At 66.0% G+C, this 21,249-nt stretch carries 12 protein-coding genes and 4 pseudogenes; 15 read left to right on the plus strand and 1 reads right to left on the minus strand.

Annotated features, from left to right (window positions below; genetic code table 11):
- Positions 1-94: 94 nt before the first annotated feature.
- The gene (locus ACSKB8_RS20460; protein ID WP_438105978.1) at positions 95-877 is read right to left on the minus strand and encodes an N-acetylmuramoyl-L-alanine amidase; all 783 of its coding nucleotides are present in this window, start codon (positions 875-877) and stop codon (positions 95-97) included.
- A gap of 525 nt (positions 878-1,402) precedes the next feature.
- On the opposite strand from ACSKB8_RS20460, the gene rsmH reads away from it, so the two are divergent.
- The 15 genes and pseudogenes from rsmH (at position 1,403) to ftsZ (ending at position 20,945) form a co-directional block, all read left to right on the plus strand.
- The gene (gene rsmH, locus ACSKB8_RS20465) at positions 1,403-2,392 is read left to right on the plus strand and encodes a 16S rRNA (cytosine(1402)-N(4))-methyltransferase RsmH (RefSeq protein WP_438105980.1); all 990 of its coding nucleotides are present in this window, start codon (positions 1,403-1,405) and stop codon (positions 2,390-2,392) included.
- Between the two features lie 3 nt (positions 2,393-2,395).
- Positions 2,396-2,788: a cell division protein FtsL gene (gene ftsL, locus ACSKB8_RS20470; protein ID WP_091879235.1), complete on the plus strand. Its 393-nt coding sequence runs from the start codon at positions 2,396-2,398 to the stop codon at positions 2,786-2,788.
- A pseudogene (locus ACSKB8_RS20475) lies at positions 2,785-4,540 on the plus strand (peptidoglycan D,D-transpeptidase FtsI family protein). The gene ftsL and the pseudogene ACSKB8_RS20475 overlap by 4 nt, the downstream one beginning before the upstream one ends.
- An 84-nt stretch (positions 4,541-4,624) precedes the next feature.
- Positions 4,625-6,082: a UDP-N-acetylmuramoyl-L-alanyl-D-glutamate--2,6-diaminopimelate ligase gene (locus tag ACSKB8_RS20480; RefSeq protein ID WP_438105982.1), complete on the plus strand. Its 1,458-nt coding sequence runs from the start codon at positions 4,625-4,627 to the stop codon at positions 6,080-6,082.
- On the plus strand, positions 6,079-7,458 hold the full coding sequence (locus ACSKB8_RS20485; protein ID WP_370989317.1) for a UDP-N-acetylmuramoyl-tripeptide--D-alanyl-D-alanine ligase: 1,380 nt from the start codon (positions 6,079-6,081) through the stop codon (positions 7,456-7,458). The genes ACSKB8_RS20480 and ACSKB8_RS20485 overlap by 4 nt, the downstream gene beginning before the upstream one ends.
- A gap of 169 nt (positions 7,459-7,627) precedes the next feature.
- Positions 7,628-8,731: a phospho-N-acetylmuramoyl-pentapeptide-transferase gene (mraY, locus tag ACSKB8_RS20490; protein WP_091879224.1), complete on the plus strand. Its 1,104-nt coding sequence runs from the start codon at positions 7,628-7,630 to the stop codon at positions 8,729-8,731.
- Between the two features lie 10 nt (positions 8,732-8,741).
- The gene (murD, locus tag ACSKB8_RS20495) at positions 8,742-10,142 is read left to right on the plus strand and encodes a UDP-N-acetylmuramoyl-L-alanine--D-glutamate ligase (RefSeq protein ID WP_438105985.1); all 1,401 of its coding nucleotides are present in this window, start codon (positions 8,742-8,744) and stop codon (positions 10,140-10,142) included.
- 236 nt (positions 10,143-10,378) lie between these two features.
- Positions 10,379-11,529, plus strand: a pseudogene (ftsW, locus tag ACSKB8_RS20500) (putative lipid II flippase FtsW).
- 148 nt (positions 11,530-11,677) lie between these two features.
- A complete protein-coding gene (gene murG / locus ACSKB8_RS20505; protein WP_438105986.1) occupies positions 11,678-12,778 on the plus strand; it encodes an undecaprenyldiphospho-muramoylpentapeptide beta-N-acetylglucosaminyltransferase in 1,101 nt (366 codons plus the stop codon).
- Between the two features lie 123 nt (positions 12,779-12,901).
- Entirely contained in the window at positions 12,902-14,305 is a 1,404-nt protein-coding gene (gene murC, locus ACSKB8_RS20510; RefSeq protein ID WP_438105988.1) for a UDP-N-acetylmuramate--L-alanine ligase, read from the plus strand.
- A gap of 4 nt (positions 14,306-14,309) precedes the next feature.
- Complete coding sequence (gene murB, locus ACSKB8_RS20515; protein WP_438105990.1) at positions 14,310-15,227, plus strand: UDP-N-acetylmuramate dehydrogenase; 918 nt, start codon at positions 14,310-14,312, stop codon at positions 15,225-15,227.
- Between the two features lie 154 nt (positions 15,228-15,381).
- Positions 15,382-16,367 (plus strand): annotated as a pseudogene (locus ACSKB8_RS20520) (D-alanine--D-alanine ligase family protein).
- Positions 16,368-16,718: 351 nt separating this feature from the next.
- Complete coding sequence (locus tag ACSKB8_RS20525) at positions 16,719-17,741, plus strand: cell division protein FtsQ/DivIB (protein ID WP_438105991.1); 1,023 nt, start codon at positions 16,719-16,721, stop codon at positions 17,739-17,741.
- Positions 17,738-19,060 (plus strand): cell division protein FtsA, encoded by a 1,323-nt coding sequence (ftsA, locus tag ACSKB8_RS20530; protein ID WP_438105993.1) that lies wholly within the window; start codon positions 17,738-17,740, stop codon positions 19,058-19,060. The genes ACSKB8_RS20525 and ftsA overlap by 4 nt, the downstream gene beginning before the upstream one ends.
- A 90-nt stretch (positions 19,061-19,150) precedes the next feature.
- A pseudogene (gene ftsZ, locus ACSKB8_RS20535) lies at positions 19,151-20,945 on the plus strand (cell division protein FtsZ).
- Positions 20,946-21,249: the final 304 nt, after the last annotated feature.

A 21,249-nucleotide genomic window follows, 5' to 3' on the forward strand; every position in this document is an offset into this window, starting at 1 on the left:
GCGAGGAGTGAACGAAGCTATCCAGAGTGTTTCCGCGGAGACAGTCTGTATTGCTTCGCTTCGCTCGCAATGACAGAGTATGTGGCCGTCGTCGTCACTTCGACGCGACAGGCGTCCCCTCTTGCGGCAAGCTCGCCAGCAACGCCTGCAATGTCGATAGCGTCGAATGATCGGCGACACCATCCAGACGGGCCGGGCGGAAGTGGCGCTGGAAGGCGGTGATGACTTCCATGGTCGCGGCATCGTATTTGCCGGTCAGCGGCACGCCGTAGCCGTATCTGGCGAGCGCCTGCTGCATGCTCAGCACGGCGTCGCTGATGGTGCCGAGCATCAGGGTCTCGCCGCGCACGACCGGGGCGGGCGTCACCCAGTGGCCGACGCCGGAATTGGCCAGCGAATGCCACGGAAATTTTTCGCCGGGATCCTTCTTGCGCGCGGGCGCGACGTCGGAATGGCCGAGCACCCGGTGCGGCGGCACCTTGCGGCGGAGCATGATGCCGCGGCACAGCGCGATCACGGCGGCGATCTGGCGCAGCGGATACTCCGGATAGCCCCAGTCATGCCCGCGATTGATGATCTCGATGCCGATCGAGCAGGAGTTGATGTCGTCCTCGCCGGCCCAGGACGCGACGCCGGCGTGCCAGGCGCGCCGGGCCTCGGGCACGCATTGCACGATGCGGCCGTCCTCCAGCACGACGTAGTGCGCCGACACGTCGGTCCCCGCCGTGCACAGCCGCGCCAGCGCGCCCTCGACATCGGGCATGCCGGTGTAGTGCAGCACGATCATGTCCGGCTGGCGTCCCTTGGCGCGCTCGCCATGGTTCGGCGAAGGGATGATGTCGGAGACGATCGAGGAATCCGGATCGAACGTCCGCATGCCCGCCGCGGCTTTGGGAACCGGCAGAACGCGTTGACGCTTCGAATCAGATCCAGACGGCGTGGACGAACCGGACGGCATGGACAGCTCGAGTTGGACGAAGAGTGTGGGCCAAGCCCTTCTCTTTACTATTCCTTTACCCTCGGCCGCGCGCAATCGCGCGGCGCGGTTAACGAATGCATTTTGGCGCATGTGTGTGGATGAAGCATCACCACAGCGTCACCATTTCGACTTGTCGCGAGCCGATCAACGCTTTCTTAACGCTAAGGGCCGTTACTGAGAGATGAAGTGCCGACCCGCGTCCGGAGGCGGCCAAAGCGTATTTTGGCTCGAAATCCCATGGCTGCCCGACAAAATTCGCTGGGAACACTGGGCTTGCGGCCCGGGACGACCGGACTCGGTAATCATGTAGGACGAGGGCTTTGTCGTGGAACCGCCGCGACGCAGAATCATTCGAGGCGTCATGGGCTGTTTCGTTCCCGATCTGGCATCGACGTCAGGCTGGGCGTTCGGCAGGCGTGGCGCATGAGCTCGGCTCCGCACATTCCCGTTCTCGGCCGCGAGGCCGTCGACCATCTCGCCCCGCGGGAGGGCGGTATTTACGTCGATGCCACCTTCGGCGCCGGCGGCTACAGCCGCGCCATTCTCGATGTGCCGGGAACTCGGCTCATTGCCATTGACCGCGATCGTACTGCGATCGCTGGCGGTGCCGAGCTCGTCGAACGCTCTGCGGGCCGGCTCATGCTGGTCGAAGACCGCTTCTCCAACCTCGCCGAGGTCTGCGCGGCGCAGGGCGTCGAGGCGATCGATGGCGTCGTGATGGATGTCGGCGTGTCCTCGATGCAGCTCGACCAGGCCGGCCGCGGCTTCTCCTTCCGTCTCGACGGTCCGCTCGACATGCGGATGGGGCAGGCGGGCCCGACCGCGGCGGACGTCGTCGCGCGCGCCTCCGAAGGCGATCTCGCCGACATCATCTATCTCTTCGGCGAGGAGCGGCATTCGCGCCGCATCGCCCGTGCCATCGTTGCAGATCGGCAGGAGACGCCGTTCACGACGACGCGCGCGCTCGCCGATCTCGTCGGCAGGGTCGTGCGCTCGAAGCCCGGGGACATTCACCCGGCGACGCGGACGTTCCAGGCGCTGCGCATCTTCATCAACGAAGAGCTCGAGGAACTCCAGACGGCGCTCGCTGCGGCCGAGCGCGTGCTCAAGCCCGGCGGCCGCCTCGTCGTGGTCTCGTTCCATTCGCTGGAAGACCGCATCGTCAAGAATTTTCTCGCCTCACGTTCCAAGAGCGGCGGCGGCTCGCGGCATCTGCCGGAAGTCGCGCAGGCCGCGCCGAGCTTCCAGCTGCTGACGCGGCGGCCGGTCGTCGCCGGTGAAGACGAAGTGGCGCATAACCCGCGTGCGCGCTCCGCAAAGCTGCGCGCCGCCGAGCGCACCTCGGCGCCCGCGCATGACGATGGCGAGCCATCGTCCTGGCCGAGACTCTCCGACGTCATGAGGGGCGGCTAGCGCATGCGCTTCATCCACCTCCTCGTCATCGGCGCGCTGATCTTCGCGGCGGCCCATGTCTACCGGATCAAGATGGACTCCACCGCGCGCACCGAGAAGGTGCTGCGGCTGCATGCGGAGATCCGGGAGCAGCGCGATGCGATCGCCTCGCTGCGCGCCGAATGGGCCAAGCTCGATGCGCCGCTGCGCCTGCAAGGATTGTCAGACCGGCATCTGTCGCTCAAGCCGGTCAACGGCACGCAATATGACTCGCTGAAGAACCTGCCGGAGCGCCCGCCGCGGATGTTCAGACCGGGTGAGCCCGACCCGATCGGAGCGATGCTCAACACCATCGAAGCCGCCAGCGATCCCGAGACCGTGACGGGCTCCGTGCCTCAGCCGGAGGACAATCAATGAGCGCTCCGATCCCGGCAAAACCCATGGAAAAGCCGACCGAGCCTTGGCGGCAGCGGCTGATCCGCAGCCTGCTCTACGGGCGCAATGTCGATCGCGCGGCGAAGGCGCGCGCGCGTGTTGGCCTCGCAATGCTCGCCTTCGCCTCGGTCTATGCCCTGATCGGCGGCCGCCTCGTGATGTTCGCGATCGGCGCCGACGCCCACGGTGCACGCCGCGCCGCGGCGCAGGAAGTGGTCGCGACCGCGCGGCCCGACATCGTCGACCGCAACGGTGCGATCCTGGCAACCGACGTCAAGGCGGCGAGCCTGTTCGGCGAGCCACGCCGCATCATCGACAAGGACGAGGCGATCGAGCTTCTGACCGCCACCGTGCCCGACCTCGACGAGGCCGAGGTGCGCGAGCGCCTGAAGACGCGCAAGGGCTTCGTTTGGCTCAAGCGCGAGGTCACGTCGAAGCAGCAGCAGGACATCCACAAGCTCGGCATTCCCGGCATCGGCTTCCTGCGCGAGAACAAGCGCGTCTATCCGACCGGCAACGAAGTCGCCCACCTCATCGGTCTCGTCAATATCGACAACCAGGGCATCGCCGGGCTGGAGAAGTGGCTCGACAATCAAGGGCTCGCCGATCTCCATCGCGCCGGCTTTGCCACCGACCGGTTGCAGAAGCCGATCGAGCTCTCGGTCGATCTGCGCGTCGAGCATGCGCTCCGTGACGAGCTGTTGAAGGCCAAGGACAAGTTCCACGCCAAGGCCGCCTCCGGCATCGTCTCCAACGTCAAGACCGGCGAGATCGTGGCGATGGTCTCCCTGCCGGACTTCGATCCCAACAATCCGAAGGAAGCGCACGACCCCGACCGCATCAACCGCCTGACCACCGGCGTCTACGAGATGGGCTCGACCTTCAAGGCGTTCACGCTGGCGATGGCGCTCGATTCCGGCAAGATCAACCTGAACTCGTCGTGGGATGCGCGCGGAAATCTGCACTACGGCAAGTTCACCATCCACGACAGCCACCCGCTCGGGCGTTTCATCAACACCAAGGAAGTGTTCACCTTCTCGTCCAACATCGGCGCGGCGCGGATCGCGCTCAGCCAGGGCGTTCGAGGCGCACAAGGCGTTCCTCGCCAAGATGGGCCAGTTGACGCGGCTGCGCACCGAGCTGCCGGAGAGCGCGGCGCCGCTGATCCCGCGCCGCTGGAGCGAGCTGAACACGGTCACGGCAGCCTTCGGCCAGGGCCTCTCGGTGGCGCCGCTCCAGGCGGTGATGGGCATCAACGCATTGGTGAATGGCGGCTATCTGATTCCGCCGACCTTCATGAAGCGCAGCGAAGCGGAAGCGGCGGCGCTGGCCAAGCGCGTGATCAAGCAGGATACCAGCGACAAGATGCGGTATCTGATGCGGCTCAATGCCGAGATCGGTACCGCCAAGACCGCGGACATCAAGGGCTACTACGTCGGCGGCAAGACCGGCACGTCCGAGAAGGTCATCAACGGGCGCTATGCCAAGAAGCGGGTGCTCAACTCCTTCACCGCGGTCATGCCCTGCGACGATCCGAAATATCACATCCTGATCATGCTGGACGAGCCGCAGGCGATTCCTGAAACCAAGGGTTTCATCACGTCGGGCTGGAACGCGGTGCCGACGGGCGGCAAGGTGATCGAGCGAATCGCGCCGCTTCTGGGCGTCGAGCCGCGGTTCGACCTGCCGCCGTCCGACCGCCTTATTCTTGCAGCATCCAGGACAACCCAGTAATCAACCGGGTAGGCCGTTGCCGCTGCTGAGTCGGGGCTTTTCCGAAGATTCGGCTTTCCGGCACGGCGTGTCGACTGGAACACCATGAAGCTGCGCGAACTGCTAGGCAATGATGCCGCAATCGAGCCCGCTGCCACGGCGCTCGATGTGAGCGGCCTTGCGCTCGACAGCCGCCAGGTCAGGCCGGGCGATCTCTTCTTCGCACTTGCGGGCAGCAAGACCGACGGCGCGCGCTTCATCGATGCTGCGGTCGCCGCAGGCGCGGTGGCCGTCGTCGGCGACCATGCACCTGATGGTCGCAAGGTGCCGTTCGTCACGGTCGCCAATCCACGCCGCGCTCTGGCACTGGCGGCGGCAAAATTCTTTCCCGCACAGCCCGCGACGATTGCCGCGGTGACCGGCACCAGCGGCAAGACCTCGGTCGCAGCCTTCACGCGCCAGATATGGGAGCGGCTGGGGCACGCCTCCGCCAGCATCGGCACCATCGGCCTCGTCTCGCCCAAGCGCACCGTCTACGGCTCGCTGACGACGCCGGATCCGATCGCGCTGCACCGGCAGATCGACGAGATCGCGCGCGACGGCGTGACGCATCTCGCCTTCGAGGCGTCCTCGCACGGGCTCGACCAGTACCGCCTCGACGGCGTGCGCGTCTGCGCCGGCGGCTTCACCAATCTCTCGCGCGACCACATGGACTATCATCCGACCGTCGCACATTATCTCGCGGCCAAGCTCCGCCTGTTCCGCGAGCTGGTCGCCCCTGACGGAGCAGCGGTGATCTCGGCCGATCATGATTGTTCAGTGGACGTCATTGACGCGGCGAAGGCGCGCGGCCTGCGCGTGATGGCAGTCGGCCGCAACGGCGGCGGGGCAGGCGAGGGCATTCGTCTCGCCGGAGCCGAGGTTGAGGGCTTTTCGCAAGCGCTCGCGCTCGAGCATCGCGGCAAGCGGTATGAGGTCCGTCTCCCGCTGGTCGGCGAGTTTCAGATCGAGAACGCGCTGGTGTCGGCCGGCCTTGCCATCGGCACCGGCAGCGATGCGGCAAACGTGTTCGCGAGCCTCGAACATCTCGAAGGCGCCAAGGGCCGTCTCGAACGCGTCGGCGAGCGCAACGGCGCGCCGATCTTCGTCGACTACGCGCATAAACCCGATGCGCTGGCGAAGGCTTTGCAGGCGCTGCGTCCCTACGCCAGGCGCAGGCTGGTCGTCGTGTTCGGCGCCGGTGGCGATCGCGATGCCGGCAAGCGGCCGATCATGGGCGAGATCGCGGCCGAGAATGCCGACGGCGTCATCATCACCGACGACAATCCGCGCAGCGAGAAGCCGGAAGCGATCCGCGCGGCGATCCTCGCGACCGCAAAGGGGGCTCGCGAAATCGGCGACCGCACTGCTGCGATCCGCGCGGCGATCGAGGACTTGCAGGAGGGCGATGCGCTCCTCATCGCCGGCAAGGGCCACGAGACCGGGCAGATCGTCGGCGGCGAGATCTTGCCCTTCAGTGATCACGAGGCGGTCGCCGCCGCACTAGCATCGAGGATTGCATGAGCGCGCCGATATGGACGGTTGCCGAGGTGGCGCGCGCGCTGGGCGTCGGTGGATCATTCCCGGATACGCCGATCGATTTCGTCACCCAGGACAGCCGCCTGGTGAAACCGGGCAGCCTGTTCGTCGCGCTGAGCGGCACGCCGAGTGGCGGCTTCGTCTCCGCCTTCGCCAGCGCGCGTGACGGCTGGGAGTTCGCGGACAAGGCGGAAGCCTCCGGGGCGGTCGCGATGATCGTGCCGCATGAGATCGCAGGCATCCGCATTCCTCAGATCGTCGTGAAGGACACACTGATCGACGGCCTGTGGGGCCTTGCGCGCGCCGCACGCGCTCGCTTTGGCGGTCCGGTGATCGGGCTCACCGGCAGCGCCGGCAAGACCAGCACCAAGGAGTTTCTGGCCGCTTACCCCAACGCCTATGCCAGCCCGTCGAGCTTCAACAATTTCTGGGGCGTGCCGCTGACGCTGTGCAACGCCAGGCCGGACGCCAGCCTCTGGGTCGTCGAGATGGGCATGAACCAGCCCGGCGAAATCGCGCGGCTCAGCGAGTTGACGCGGCCGACGGTCGCGCTCGTCGTCAACGTCCAGCCGGTGCATTTGGAAAAGCTCGGCTCGCTCGAAGCGATCAGGCGCGAGAAGGTCTCGATCGCGCTCGGCCTGCCCGAGGACGGCGTGCTGGTGCTGCCCGCCGGGATCAAGGCGCCGGATTGGAAAGGCACGGTGGTGCGCTTCGGCGAGCATGCCGAGGTGCACGAGATCGCGCACGCCCCGCATGGCGAGAGCTGGCAGGTCGTGGCCAAGCTCGGCAAGAAGGAGATCGCCTTCAGCCTCACGCCGGGCGCGCCGCACCGCGTACAGAATGCGCTGGCCGCGCTCGCCGCGATCCGCGCGGCGAACCTCGATGCGGCGACGCTCGCGATCAAACTCGACCGGGTCGGCATCATGACCGGCCGCGGCGTCGAGCAGGCGGTCGGCGGCATCACCGTGATCGACGACAGTTTCAACGGCAACCCGGCCAGCGTCGCTGCTGCGCTGCAAAGCCTGCAGGCGCGCAACATGACTGGCGGGCGCCGCATTGCGGTGCTCGGCGACATGCTGGAGCTGGGTGCTGACGCACCAAGCTACCACACCGGCCTCGCCAAGCATCTCGAAGGCATCGACGGCGTCTATTGTGTCGGGTCCCTGATGCGCCACCTCTTCGACGTGCTGCCGTCAGGCAAGGGCCTCGGCTGGCACGACGATCCCGCCACGCTGAAGCCGGACGAGGTTGCGAGCCTGCTGAAGGCAGGCGACGTCGTGGTTGTCAAGGGCAGCAAGAAGATGTTCTGGGTCAACAAGTTTGTGCCGGGCCTGGTGGCCGCCTTGCAGGCAAAGGCGTAAACTGCTTGGAAGGCGCTGTTCCCGAATCCCCCTTTGCGGTGCGAAGCCGTGCGTTGTCCCTGAGGTCGCGCCCGCCCCGATGATGAAGGCCAGCGAATGCGCGTGAGGCACGTTGAGGCCAAGAACAATGCCAAGGCCGCGCATGCAAAGGCGCCATAGGACCGTCTGAATGTTTTACTGGCTGATCGAGCTCTCCAACACATTTCCGGGCTTCGGTGCATTTCGCACCTTCCTGAACGTCTTCCGCTACATCACCTTCCGCACCGGCGGCGCCGTCGTCACCGGCGCGCTGTTCGTGTTCCTGTTCGGACCATGGATCATCGATCACTTGCGCATCCGCCAGGGCAAGGGCCAGCCGATCCGCACCGACGGTCCGCAATCGCACCTCGCCAAGAAGGGCACGCCCACCATGGGCGGGCTGATGATCCTGTCCGGCCTGACCGTTGGCACGGTGCTGTGGGCCAATCCGCTCAACCCCTATGTCTGGATCGTGCTGGCGGTGACGCTCGGCTTCGGCTTCGTCGGCTTCTATGACGATTACCTCAAGGTCACCAAGCAGACCACGACCGGGTTCGGCAGCAAGCTTCGCCTGCTGATCGAGGCGGCGATCGCGCTGGTCGCCTGCTACGCGCTGGTGCGGCTGAACCGCGATCCCGCGTCGACCGCGCTGACGATTCCGTTCCTGAAGGACACGGTGCTGCATTTCGGCTGGTTCTTCGTCATCTTCGGCGCCTTCGTTATCGTCGGCTCCGGCAACGCGGTGAACCTCACCGACGGTCTCGACGGCCTCGCCATCGTGCCGGTGATGATTGCGACCGCGAGCTTTGCGATGATCGCTTATCTCGCCGGCAACGCCGTGTTCGCCGAATATCTCCAGATCAAATATGTCGCGGGCACCGGCGAACTCGCCGTGCTCTGCGGCGCGCTGCTAGGGGCGGGCCTCGGCTTCCTCTGGTTCAACGCGCCGCCGGCCTCGATCTTCATGGGGGACACCGGCTCGCTCGCGCTTGGCGGAATGCTCGGCGCCATCGCGGTCGCGGTGAAGCACGAGATCGTGCTCGCGGTGATCGGCGGCCTGTTCGTGCTGGAGGCGGTCTCCGTCATCGTGCAGGTGGTGTCGTTCAAGCTCACCGGAAAACGCATCTTCCGGATGGCGCCGATCCATCATCATTTCGAGCAGCTCGGCTGGACCGAGCCGCAGATCGTGATCCGCTTCTGGATCATCTCGGTGATGCTGGCGCTCGCCGGGCTCTCCACCCTGAAGCTGCGCTGACGGTCGCGCGATGATCCCGGTCACATCCTTTGCCGGCAAGACTGTCGCTGTGTTCGGCCTCGGCGGTTCGGGGCTCGCCTCCTGCCATGCGTTGAAAGCCGGTGGTGCCGAGGTGATCGCCGCCGACGACAATGCCGAGAACGTCGCCAAGGCGGCGCAGGCCGGTTTCGTCACCGCGGATTTGCGCAACATCTCCTGGGCGAGTTTCGCCGCGCTCGTGCTGGCGCCCGGCGTGCCGCTGACCCATCCGGTGCCACACTGGAGCGTGCTGAAGGCGCGCGAGGCGGGCGTCGAGGTGATCGGCGACATCGAGCTGTTCTGCCGCGAGCGGCGCCGCCACGCGCCGGAGGCGCCGTTTGTCGCCATCACCGGCACCAACGGCAAGTCGACCACGACGGCGCTGATTGCGCACCTGACGAAAGTCGCCGGCTACGACACCCAGATGGGCGGCAATATCGGCACCGCGATCCTGTCGCTGGAGCCGCCGCGCATGGGCCGCGTCCACGTCATCGAGATGTCGTCCTATCAGATCGATCTCACGCCCTCGCTTGATCCCTCCGTCGGCATCCTACTCAATGTCAGCGAAGACCACATCGACCGCCACGGCACGGTTGCCCATTACGCCGCGGTGAAGGAGCGTCTCGTTGCCGGTGTGCAGGGGGGCGGCACCTCGATCGTTGGCGTCGACGACGGTTTTTGCCGTGACATCGCCGACCGGCTCGACCGCGCGGGTAAGAACGTGGTGCGCATTTCCGTCAAGAATCCGCTGGCGAGCGGCATCCATGTCGAGCATGGGAATATCGTGCGCACCTCGGGCGGCGCCCGCAGCGAGATCGCCGCGCTCGGCGGCATCGGCTCGCTGCGCGGCCAGCACAACGCGCAGAATGCCGCCTGCGCCGCCGCCGCCGCGCTCGCGATGGGCATCAATCTCGATGTGCTCCAGAGCGGCCTGCGCAGCTTTCCGGGCCTTGCCCATCGCATGGAGCAGGTCGGCCGCCGCGGCAACGTGCTGTTCGTCAACGATTCCAAGGGCACCAATGCCGACGCCACCGCGCACGCGCTGTCGTCCTTCGCCGACATCTTCTGGATCGCCGGCGGCAAGCCGAAGGCCGGCGGCATCACCAGCCTGACCGGCTTCTTCCCGCGCATTCGCAAGGCCTATCTGATCGGCGAGGCCGCGCAGGAATTTTCCGGCACGCTGGGCAGCGAGGTTGCGCACGAGATCAGCCAGACGCTGGACGTTGCCGTCGAGCACGCCGCGCGCGACGCAGAAGCCTCAGGGCTCACCGACGCAGTCGTGCTGCTGTCGCCCGCTTGCGCCTCCTTCGACCAGTACCGCAATTTCGAGATCCGCGGCACCAAGTTCCGCGAGCTGGTGCAAGCGCTGCCGGGCGTGAAGCCGGTGGTGTAGGGAACACGTGCGTCACACTCCGCTGTCGTCGGCCGGCTTGACCGGGCGATCCAGTATCCCAGAGACGGTGCTCGAGCCGAGGTGCCGCGGCGTACTGGATGCCCCGCCTTCGCGGGGCATGACAGTGTGTTTTGTGGCGGCAGCGGGGATCATCTCCAAACATCCGCGATTCATTAACCCCCCGGTAACCAACCTCGGCGACCAATGGACGGACCTCTGTCCGAAAGCGGCCGCCCATGCTCTCCCGTGAAGAACGCACCCCCTTTTCCGAGTGGTGGTGGACCGTCGACAAGCCGCTGATGGGCGCCATTTTGGCGCTGATGCTGACCGGCGTGATCCTGTCGCTGGCGGCGAGCCCGCCGGTTGCGACCCGTATCGGGCTCGATCCCTTCCATTTCTTCAGCCGCCACGTGATGTTCCTGGCGCCGTCCTGCCTGGTGCTGCTTGGCGTCTCGTTCCTCTCACCGCGCGCGATCCGCAGGAGCGCGCTGATCATCTTCACGGTCAGCATCATCCTGATCGTGGTGACGCTCGCGATCGGTCCTGAGGTGAAGGGCTCTCGGCGCTGGATCACGCTGCTCGGCATCAACATCCAGGCCTCCGAGATCGCAAAGCCGTCATTCGTCGTCATCGCGGCCTGGCTGTTCGCGGAATCGACCAAGCGGCCGGAGATGCCGGCGACCTCGATGGCGCTGGCGCTGCTCTTGACGCTGGTCGCGCTGCTGGTGATGGAGCCGGACTTCGGCCAGACCATGCTGATCCTGATGGTGTGGGGCTCGCTGTTCTTCATCGCAGGGATGCGCATGATCTGGGTGTTCGGCCTTGCGGGCGCCGCCGCGGCCGGCCTGTTCAGTGCCTACCTTTTGTTCCCCACGTAGCGGGTCGCATCAGGCGCTTCATGAACCCGGCCTCTGGCGACACCTTCCAGGTCGATACCGCCATGGAAGCCTTCTACAATGGCGGCTGGTTCGGCCTCGGACCGGGCGAGGGCATCGCCAAGCGCAGCCTGCCGGACAGCCACACCGATTTCGTGTTCGCTGTTGCTGCCGAAGAGTTCGGCATCATCCTGTGCCTGGCGATGCTGGCTCTGTTCGCCTTCGTCGTCATCCGCACGCTGTCGCGCGCCTATGCCAATGAGGACATGTTCTCGCGCTTTGCGGCCTCAGGCCTTGCGATCCTGTTCGGCGTGCAGGCGGCGATCAACATGTCGGTGAACCTGCAGCTCATCCCCGCAAAGGGCATGACGCTGCCGTTCATCTCCTATGGCGGCTCCTCGATCGTGTCGCTCGCCTATGGCGTCGGCATGATGCTGGCGCTGACACGGCTACGCCCGCGCACCGAGGTCGAGGCGAGCGGCCGCGCCGAGGCGATGCGGAGTTACGCTTAATTCGTCGTCATTGCGAGGAGCCCGCGACAAAATTGCGTAGCAATTTTGCGCTGGTGCGACGAAGCAATCCAGACTGTCTCCGCGGAGGTAGTCTGGATTGCTTCGCTTCGCTCGCAATAACGAGAAAGACCTTGTAAAACCCTCCGTCATGGACACGTCCCCCCTGATTCTTCTCGCCGCGGGCGGCACCGGCGGTCATCTGTTTCCGGCCGAGGCGCTCGGCGTCGAATTGATCCGGCGCGGCTTTCGCGTCCGCCTCGTCACCGACGAGCGCGCGCTGCGCTATAGCGGGCTGTTCAGCAAGGACATGATCGACGTCGTCTCGAGCGAGACTGCGCGCGGCCGCAATCCGTTCCAGCTTGCCTATGCCGGCCTCACGCTCGCCGTCGGCACGCTCTCTGCCTACGCTCTGATCAAGCGATTGAAGCCTGTCGCTGTCGTCGGCTTCGGCGGCTATCCGACGCTGCCGCCGCTGGTCGCGGCGAAATTCGCCGGCGTGCCCGGGATCATCCACGACGCCAACGCCGTACTCGGCCGCGCCAACCGGTTCCTGTCGAGCCGTGTCCGCGCCATCGCGACGTCCTTGCCCGGCGTGCTCGACCGCGATCCGGCGCTATCGGCTAAGACCACGACCGTCGGCACGCCGATGCGGCCGGCGATCCTCGCGGCCGCTGCGGTAAAGTATATCACGCCTGAAGTGAACGGTCCGCTCCGCTTGCTCGTCGTCGGCGGCAGTCAGGGCGCGCGCATCATGGCCGATATCGTGCCGGGCGCGATCGAGCGGCTCGAGCCGGCGCTGTGGAGCCGCCTCGTCCTGACCCAGCAGGTGCGCGAAGAGGACAAGAGCCGCGTGCGCGCGGTCTACGACAAGCTCAAGATCAGAGTCGAGCTCGCACCCTTCTTCACGGATTTGCCGGCACGGCTTGCCTCCAACCATCTGGTGGTGTCGCGCTCCGGCGCGGGCACGGTCGCCGAGCTTGCCGCGATCGGGCGGCCCTCGATCCTGGTGCCGCTGCCGGGCTCGATCGACCAGGATCAGTTCGCCAATGCCGGCGTGCTGGTCAAGGTCGATGGCGCCATCCGCATCCCGCAGACCGAGTTCAGCTCGGACCGCCTTGCCGCCGAAATCTCCACCTTCGCCGCCGAGCCGGCGCGTCTTGCCGCCATGGCCGAAGCCGCCCGCGGCGCCGGCCGGCTCGACGCGGCCGAGCGGCTGGCGGATCTCGTGGTCAAAGTCGCGGGAATCTGACGCGAAAAAGCCCTTGTCATCGCCTTCTAAAGCGGGGCATCCAGTAGGAAAGGCGCGCGGCTGATTTGGCCGTGACCTTCGCCAGATGCCGCCTTCGGGGGCGGCGAGGTCAGGGAACAGAGTATGAGACTGCCGCGCGAGATCGGACCCATCCACTTCGTCGGGATCGGCGGAATCGGCATGAGCGGCATCGCCGAGGTGCTGGTCAATCTCGGCTATGCCGTGCAGGGCTCCGACGCCGCCGACAATTACAATCTCGACCGGCTGCGCAAGAAGGGCGCGAAGGTCTCGGTCGGCCACAAGGCGGAGAACGTCGACGGCGCCGAGGTCGTTGTGGTCTCTACCGCGATCAAGCGCGACAATCCGGAATTAATGGCGGCGCGCGAACGGCGCATTCCCGTGGTGCGTCGCGCCGAGATGCTGGCCGAGCTGATGCGGCTGAAGAGCTGCGTCGCGATCGCCGGCACCCACGGCAAGACCACGACGACCACGATGGTCGCAACGCTGCTCGACGCCGGCGGTCTCGATCCCACCGTGATCAACGGCGGCATCATCAATGCCTACGGCTCCAACGCGCGGCTCGGCGCCGGCGACTGGATGGTGGTGGAAGCCGACGAGAGTGACGGTACGTTCCTGAAGCTGCCGACCGATGTCGCGATCGTCACCAATGTCGACCCCGAGCATCTCGATCATTTCAAGACCTTCGATGCCGTGCAGGATGCGTTCCGCCATTTCGTCGAGAATCTGCCGTTCTACGGCTTCGCCGTGATGTGCATCGATCATCCCGTGGTGCAGAGCCTCGTCGGCAAGATCGAGGATCGTCGCATCATCACTTACGGCGAGAATCCGCAGGCGGACGCGCGGCTGGTCGACCTCACGGCGGGCGGCGGCGGCTCGAAATTCAAGGTCGTCATCCGCGATCGCAAGAGCGGGGCCGTGCACGAGATCGCCGACCTCGCGCTGCCGATGCCGGGCCGGCACAACGCCTCGAACGCGACGGCGGCGATCGCGGTCGCGCACACGCTCGGTGTTTCCGACGACAAGATCCGCGGCGCCATCGCAGGCTTCGGCGGCGTCAAGCGGCGCTTCACCAAGACCGGCGAGTGGAACGGCGTCACCGTGATCGACGATTACGGCCATCATCCCGTGGAGATCGCGGCCGTGCTGAAAGCGGCGCGCGATTCCTACACCGGCAAGGTGATCGCCGTGGTGCAGCCGCATCGCTACACCCGCCTGCAATCGCTGTTCGAGGAATTCTGCACCTGCTTCAACGATGCGGACGCGGTTGTAGTCGCCGAAGTCTATGCCGCCGGCGAAGTGCCGATCGCGGGCGTCGACCGCGATCATTTCGTCGCGGGCCTGCGCGCCCACGGCCATCGCGAGGTGATCCCGCTGCCGGCGGCCTCGGCGCTCGCGGGCATCGTCAAGGGATTGGCGAAGCCAGGCGACCTCGTCGTGTGCCTGGGGGCCGGCAACATCACGCAATGGGCGTATGCGTTGCCGGACGAATTGAAGGCGCTGGGGTAGGGCGGTGAGCTTCCCCGACATCACCCCTTCGCTCAAAGCCGCGATGCCCGATCTTCGCGGTCGGCTGCTCGCCAACCAGTCGCTCGCCGAGCTCACCTGGTTTCGCGTCGGCGGTCCGGCACAGGTGCTGTTCACCCCGGCTGACGAAGACGACCTCGCCTACTTCCTCGCGCATCTCGCGTCCGACATTCCCGTCTATGTCGTCGGCGTCGGCTCCAACCTCATCGTGCGCGACGGCGGCATTGCGGGCGTGGTGATTCGTCTCGCACCGCGCGCCTTCGGCGAGACGAGCGCGAGCGGCGATGTCGTCACCGCGGGCGCGGCGGCGCTCGACAAGCGCGTGGCGGAAGTTGCGGTGTCCGCCAATATCGGCGGGCTCGAGTTCTATTTCGGCATTCCCGGCACGATCGGCGGGGCGCTGCGCATGAATGCGGGCGCCAATGGCGGGGAGACCAAGGACGTCCTGATCGAGGCGAGGGGCGTCGCGCGCGACGGCAGCAAGCACGTGTTCTCCAACGCTGACATGAAGTTCGTCTACCGCAACAGTGGCGTCGATCCCTCCATCATCTTCACCTCCGCGCGCTTTCGCGGCGAGATCAGGGATAGCGATGCGATCCGCGCGCGCATGGCGGAGGTGCAGACCCATCGCGAGACCGCGCAGCCGATCCGCGAGAAGACCGGCGGCTCGACCTTCAAGAACCCGCCCGGCCATTCCGCCTGGAAGCTGATTGATGCTGCCGGCTGCCGCGGCCTGCGCGTCGGCGGTGCGCAGGTCTCGGAGATGCACTGCAATTTCCTGATCAACACGGGCGACGCCACCGCGCACGATATCGAGACGCTGGGCGAGACGGTGCGCGAACGCGTGAAAGCGAATTCCGGAATTGAGCTACACTGGGAAATCAAGCGGATCGGGGTTTCATGATCACCGTCATTCCGGGGCTCGCGAAGCGAGAGCTACGATGCGCAATTGCGCATCGGAGAATCCATCGGGCGGCAGTGTTCGTGGATGAATGGATTCCGGGCTCTCGCTTCGCGAGCCCCAGAATGACGAACTGGAGAGATTGCGGACTATGAACATGCGCATCACCATCCTTTTCGGCGGCTCCAACCGCGAGCGTCTGGTTTCGGTCGCCTCAGCCCAGGCGCTGCATCAGGCGTTGCCCGAGGCCGATCTGTGGTGGTGGGACGTCGAGGACAAGGTGCATGTCGTGCAGTCGAAACAACTGCTCGAACATGCCCGTCCGTTCGAGGACGAGTTCAAGCCCGGCACGCGTGGCATTCCGCTGGCGCAGGCGCTCGACCAGGCCAAGGCGGAAGGCCGCGTGCTGGTGCTCGGCCTGCATGGCGGGCGCGCCGAGAACGGCGAATTGCAGGTGATGTGCGAGGCGCGCGGCGTGGCCTTCACCGGATCGGGCTCGGCCTCCTCGCATCTCGCCTTCGACAAGATCGCGGCCAAGCACTTCGCCGCGCTCGGCGGCGTGACGCCGCCGGCAAACGTCGCGCTCGACAACATTGACGAGGCTTTCGCCGAATATGGTCGGCTGATCGCAAAGCCAGCGCGGGACGGATCAAGCTACGGCCTGATCTTCGTCAACGCCAAGCAGGATCTCGTCGCCGTCCGCAACGCGGCGAAGCACGAGGAGTACGTCATCGAGCCCTACGTCGCCGGCGTCGAGGCGACCTGCGGCGTGCTGGAGCGCACCGATGGCTCGATCATCGCGCTGCCGCCGATCGAGATCATTCCGGGCGAGGGCAATTTCGACTACGCCGCAAAATATCTTTTGAAGTCGACCAGGAGATCTGCCCCGGCCGTTTCGCACCCGAGATCACCGCCGCGCTGAAGGGGCAGGCGATGGCGGCGCATCGGGCGATGTCCTGTGCCGGCTATTCCCGCTCGGACTTCATCGTCTCGGACAGGGGCCTCGTTTATCTCGAAACCAACACGCTCCCCGGGCTGACGAACTCTTCGCTCTACCCCAAGGCGCTGAAGGCCGAGGGCATAGCGTTCGTCGACTTCCTGCGTGGCCTGATCGAACTCGCCGAGCAGCGGGCCCGGAAATAATTAGGACTGGTTAACGGCCGAAAGGCCGAAACGGTCCGATTTGGGGTCCAAAACCGGTAAAATGCCGGATATCGCGGCATAAATGCCAGATATCGCGGGGCAAAAAGCATCCCGCGTTAACGAATTTTACCTTTTGTTTACCAGGACGTCCGAAGGTTAACGCTGGCGGCGCATATGGCGCTTTGGCTGCCGGCGCGTGAGCTGTTTGCGGTGATGTCACCTCCAGCGAACGCTTTGAAGGGGAGAGGTTTTCTTCTGCTGAAGACCAGCACCCGGCCCGGCAAGTCCGAGACGTCATGTTCGCCAGGACCCGCGCGATGTCGCGGCCGAACTTGTTGACGAGCTCGTGCAATGGATGGTGCAGGAAGCCTCACCCGGTCGTTTCTGAGATCGCTGAGGCCCCAAGCTGACCTGAAGGCGGCCGCTATCGGAGCGGTCGTGCTTCTGCGCGAGTGGGTGCAGGACAAGCGCGCCGAGGCGCGCGCCGCCGCCAAGGACAAGGCCAAGACCAAGGCCAGGGCCATCGTCGAGCGCGAACCGCCGCCGCGCATGGTCGCGCTGGTCGAGCGCTATCTGCCGCACCGGGTCGGGATCAGCATGACCGTGCTGCTCCTGATCGGAAGCTGCGGCTTCGGCATCGTCAAGGGCGGCCATCTCCAGGATTTCATCACCGCGGTCAACGACGCCCGCAACGCGCTGGCCAATTCCGCCGGCTTCCGCATCACCTCCGTCGTGATCAACGGCCGCAAGCAGCTCACCCAGGACGAGATCCTCGCGATCGGCGGCGTCAGCGGCCGCTCTTCGCTGCTGTTCCTCGACGCCGACGCGGTGCGCGACAAGCTCAAGGCCAATCCCTGGATCGCGGACGCAACCGTGCTGAAGCTCTATCCGGGCCAGCTGATGATCGAGCTCACCGAGCGCAAGGCGTTCGCGCTGTGGCAAGAGGCCGGCCGGCTCTCCGTGATCGCCGATGACGGCGCCGTGCTCGAACCCTATGTCTCCCGCCGCTTCCTGTCGTTGCCGCTCGTGGTCGGCAAGGGCGCCGACACCCAGGCTCGCGATTTCCTCGCCCTGCTGGCGCGTTATCCGCAGGTCAATTCGGTGACGAAAGCCGCGATCTTCGTCGGCGAGCGGCGCTGGAACCTGAGGCTCAAGGACGGCCTCGACATCCGCCTGCCCGAGCAGGATGTCGGCAACGCCCTTGCGATGCTGTCCAAGCTCGACAAGGACGATAGGCTGTTCTCCCGCGACATCGTCGCCGTCGACATGCGCCTGCCCGATCGTCTGGTGGTGCAGCTGTCCGACGACGCCGCCAAAGCGCGCGAGGAGCAGTTCAAGGACAAGAAGAAAAAGAAGGCCGGGGATTCCGCATGACCGGTCTCGATCGCACCCAGACGCCGAAGACACGCCCGATGCCGCACAAGCGCGGCGGCATCGTCGCCTGCCTCGATATCGGCACCAGCAAGATCGCCTGCATGATCGCGCGGCTGAAGCCGTCGCCGCCGAGCGACGCGTTGCGCGGCCGCACCCACGCGGTGGAATTGATCGGCTACAGCCAGATCCAGTCGCGCGGCATGAAAGCCGGCGCGGTGATCGATCTTACCGAATGTGAGCAGGCGGTGCGCCAGGCCGTCGGGCTCGCGGAGAAGATGGCCAAGGTGCGGGTCGAGTCCGTGCTGCTGTCCGTGTCCGGTGGCCGGCTCTCCGGCCAGCTGGTCGAAGCCGCCGCCGACATCCGCGGCGGCGCCGTGACTCAGGCCGACGTCAGCCGCGTCACCTCCACCGGCATGCGCCATGCCACCGGCGAAGGCCGCACCGTGCTGCACGCCCTGCCGGTCGGCTACACGCTCGATGGCGTCGAAGGCATCCGCGATCCCCGCGGCATGGTTGCGCACCAGTTCGGCGTCGACATGAACGTCGTCACCTGCGACGCCACCGTGGCACGGAACCTGATGCTGGCGGTGGAACGCTGCCACATCAACGTCGAAGCCATGGCCGCGAGCCCCTATGTGGCCGGCCTGTCGGTGCTGACCGACGACGAGGCCGATCTCGGCGCCGCCGTCGTCGAGATGGGTGCCGGCACCACCACGATCGCGGTCTATTCCGGCGGCCGTTTCGTGCATGCGGCGGGTTTTGCGGTCGGCGGGCAACACATCACGATGGATCTCGCACGCGGACTCTCCGCGACCATTGCCGATGCCGAGCGAATCAAGACTTTATACGGGACCGTCATCACCGGCGGATCGGACTCGCGTGAGCTGATGTCTGTGCCGACAGCCGGTGACGAGCAGGATCTGCCGCAGATCGTCTCCCGCGCCACTATCGCCAACATCGTCAAGCACCGTGCCGAGGAAGTCTTCGAAATGGTTCGGGACAAGCTGAAGGATTCGCCCTTCGCCTCAGAGCCCAACGGCCGCGTCGTGCTCTCGGGCGGCGCTTCGCAGCTGACCGGCCTCGTCGAACTCGGCACCCAAATTCTCGGCCGGCCCGTGCGGGTCGGACGTCCGCTCGGTTTCGGCCGGCTGCCCAACGAGGCGAAGAACGCCGCGTTCGCGGTGCCGGCCGGACTTCTCGTCTACCCGCAATATGTTCACCTCGAACATGTCGAACCGCGGCATACGCGGCAGCAGGTCAAGACAGGGACCGGCGGATATTTTGGAAAGGTCGGACGATGGCTACGCGAGGGCTTCTGATGACCGCTTTCCGCAATTGTCCATTTTCACCAACTCCCGCGGCCGCCGGCCGGGGCGAACCCACGCGCGCGTGATCGAGAGGCAGCAACCATGACCATCAGCATCAATGTTCCTGATATTCACGAACTGAAGCCCCGGATCACCGTGTTCGGCGTCGGCGGCGCCGGCGGCAACGCCGTCAACAACATGATCACCGCGGGCCTCCAGGGCGTCGACTTCGTGGTCGCCAACACCGACGCGCAGGCGCTGACGATGTCGAAGGCGCAGCGCATCGTGCAGATGGGCACCGCGGTCACGCAAGGCCTCGGCGCCGGCTCGCAGCCGAATGTCGGCGCCGCGGCGGCGGAAGAGGTGATCGACGAGCTGCGCGACCATCTCTCCGGCGCCAACATGGTGTTCGTCACCGCCGGCATGGGCGGCGGCACCGGCACCGGCGCTGCCCCCGTCATCGCCAAGACGGCGCGCGACATGGGCATCCTCACCGTCGGCGTCGTCACCAAGCCGTTCCACTTCGAGGGCGGCCGCCGCATGCGCACCGCTGAAGCCGGTATCAACGAGCTTCACAAGGTGGTCGACACCCTCCTGATCATCCCGAACCAGAACCTGTTCCGGGTCGCCAACGAGAAGACCACCTTCGCCGACGCGTTCGCGATGGCCGACCAGGTGCTCTATTCGGGCGTTGCCTGCATCACCGACCTGATGGTCAAGGAAGGCCTGATCAATCTCGACTTCGCCGATGTCCGCGCCGTCATGCGTGAGATGGGCAAGGCGATGATGGGCACCGGCGAAGCCTCCGGCGACAAGCGCGCGCTGACCGCCGCGGAAGCTGCGATCGCCAATCCGCTGATCGACGATAGCTCGATGAAGGGCGCCAAGGGCCTCCTCATTTCCATCACCGGCGGCAAGGACCTCACTTTGTTCGAGGTCGACGAAGCCGCGACCCGCATCCGCGAGGAAGTCGACCAGGACGCCAACATCATCGTCGGCGCGACCTTCGACGAAGCCCTCGAACGGCCTGATCCGCGTCTCGGTCGTTGCCACGGGCATCGAGCAGGCCGCGATCGCCCGCAACAGCCAGGCGACCTCCGCTCCCGTCGCGAACCCGGCACCGCAGGCGCAGCAGGCTGCCGCTCCGGCCGCTGCTGCCGAGAGCCGTCTCGCCGACCTGACCGCGCGGCTCCGTGCCGACAATCAGCGTCTGGCCGAACGCGCCCAGAAGCTGGAGGGGCAGGTCCCGGCGGCCGCGCCGGCTCCGGCCGCTGCGGCGCCCCGTCCGAACGTCGAGCGTGCTGCGCTCGCCGCCATCGCCGCCGCCGTCGCGGACGTCCCGCAGGCGCCCGCGCCGATGCAGACCTACGGCGATGTCACCGTGCGCCCGATCGCGCAGAAGCCGACCCTGTTCCCGGAGCCCGAGCAGGCCCCGCTCGCCATGCAGGAGCCGATGACGCCGGAAACCTTCATCCCGCCGCAGGCCGAGCGTGCACCGGTCCGTGCGCCGCGGATGCCACGCATCGAGGAACTGCCGATGCCGGCCCAGGCCGAGCTTCGCCAGGCCCGTGGCGAGGTCGAGGAAGAGACCCCGCAGAAGACCCGCCTGTCGCTGCTCCAGCGTCTCGCCAATGTCGGCCTCGGCCGTCGCGACGAGGAGAGCGAAGCGCCGATCGCCGCTCGCACCGCCGGTCCCGCGATGCCGCCGCTGCCCGATCGCCGGCCGCAGAAGACCGTGGCGCAGCAGATCGCGGCTACGGAGCCGGTATCGGAGTATGCCCGCCGTCCCGCGCCGCAGGGCCTGGACATGCATGGCCGCCCCGCGCCTGTTGCGCCGGCGCCACAGGGAGACGACCATCTTGATATCCCGGCCTTCCTGCGGCGGCAGGCGACCTGAGGATTGTTACAATAAGGCAGGCGAAAAAGGGTCCCGGCAATAAGCTTGCCGGACCTTTCCTTTGGTCCCGTGCATATCCGGATTGCACAGCCAAGCAACTGATTTTAAATCATTAATTACGCATTCGGTGGTTCAGTAAAACTGCCGATGACGGCCCCAAACCTCGGCGCAATTTGGTTAAGCCTTGGCGCGAATACGGCAGGTTTGGGGTAACAATCGGTAAAAAAGCGTGAGTTGGCGCTGTTTGGGGCAGTGACTATGGTTTGCCGTGACTTGGGGATACGGATTCGCGGGACGTCGGCAC

This window comes from Bradyrhizobium sp. BR 1432 (genome assembly GCF_051547705.1).
GTDB lineage: Bacteria > Pseudomonadota > Alphaproteobacteria > Rhizobiales > Xanthobacteraceae > Bradyrhizobium > Bradyrhizobium zhanjiangense.

Bases quoted from the DNA above. Each gene is read 5' to 3' on its own strand.
- ACSKB8_RS20460 (WP_438105978.1), bottom strand. From the start codon at position 877: ATGCGGACGTTCGATCCGGATTCCTCGATCGTCTCCGACATCATCCCT.
- rsmH (WP_438105980.1), top strand. From the start codon at position 1,403: ATGAGCTCGGCTCCGCACATTCCCGTTCTCGGCCGCGAGGCCGTCGAC.
- ftsL (WP_091879235.1), top strand. From the start codon at position 2,396: ATGCGCTTCATCCACCTCCTCGTCATCGGCGCGCTGATCTTCGCGGCG.
- ACSKB8_RS20480 (WP_438105982.1), top strand. From the start codon at position 4,625: ATGAAGCTGCGCGAACTGCTAGGCAATGATGCCGCAATCGAGCCCGCT.
- ACSKB8_RS20485 (WP_370989317.1), top strand. From the start codon at position 6,079: ATGAGCGCGCCGATATGGACGGTTGCCGAGGTGGCGCGCGCGCTGGGC.
- mraY (WP_091879224.1), top strand. From the start codon at position 7,628: ATGTTTTACTGGCTGATCGAGCTCTCCAACACATTTCCGGGCTTCGGT.
- murD (WP_438105985.1), top strand. From the start codon at position 8,742: ATGATCCCGGTCACATCCTTTGCCGGCAAGACTGTCGCTGTGTTCGGC.
- murG (WP_438105986.1), top strand. From the start codon at position 11,678: ATGGACACGTCCCCCCTGATTCTTCTCGCCGCGGGCGGCACCGGCGGT.
- murC (WP_438105988.1), top strand. From the start codon at position 12,902: ATGAGACTGCCGCGCGAGATCGGACCCATCCACTTCGTCGGGATCGGC.
- ACSKB8_RS20525 (WP_438105991.1), top strand. From the start codon at position 16,719: ATGGATGGTGCAGGAAGCCTCACCCGGTCGTTTCTGAGATCGCTGAGG.
- ftsA (WP_438105993.1), top strand. From the start codon at position 17,738: ATGACCGGTCTCGATCGCACCCAGACGCCGAAGACACGCCCGATGCCG.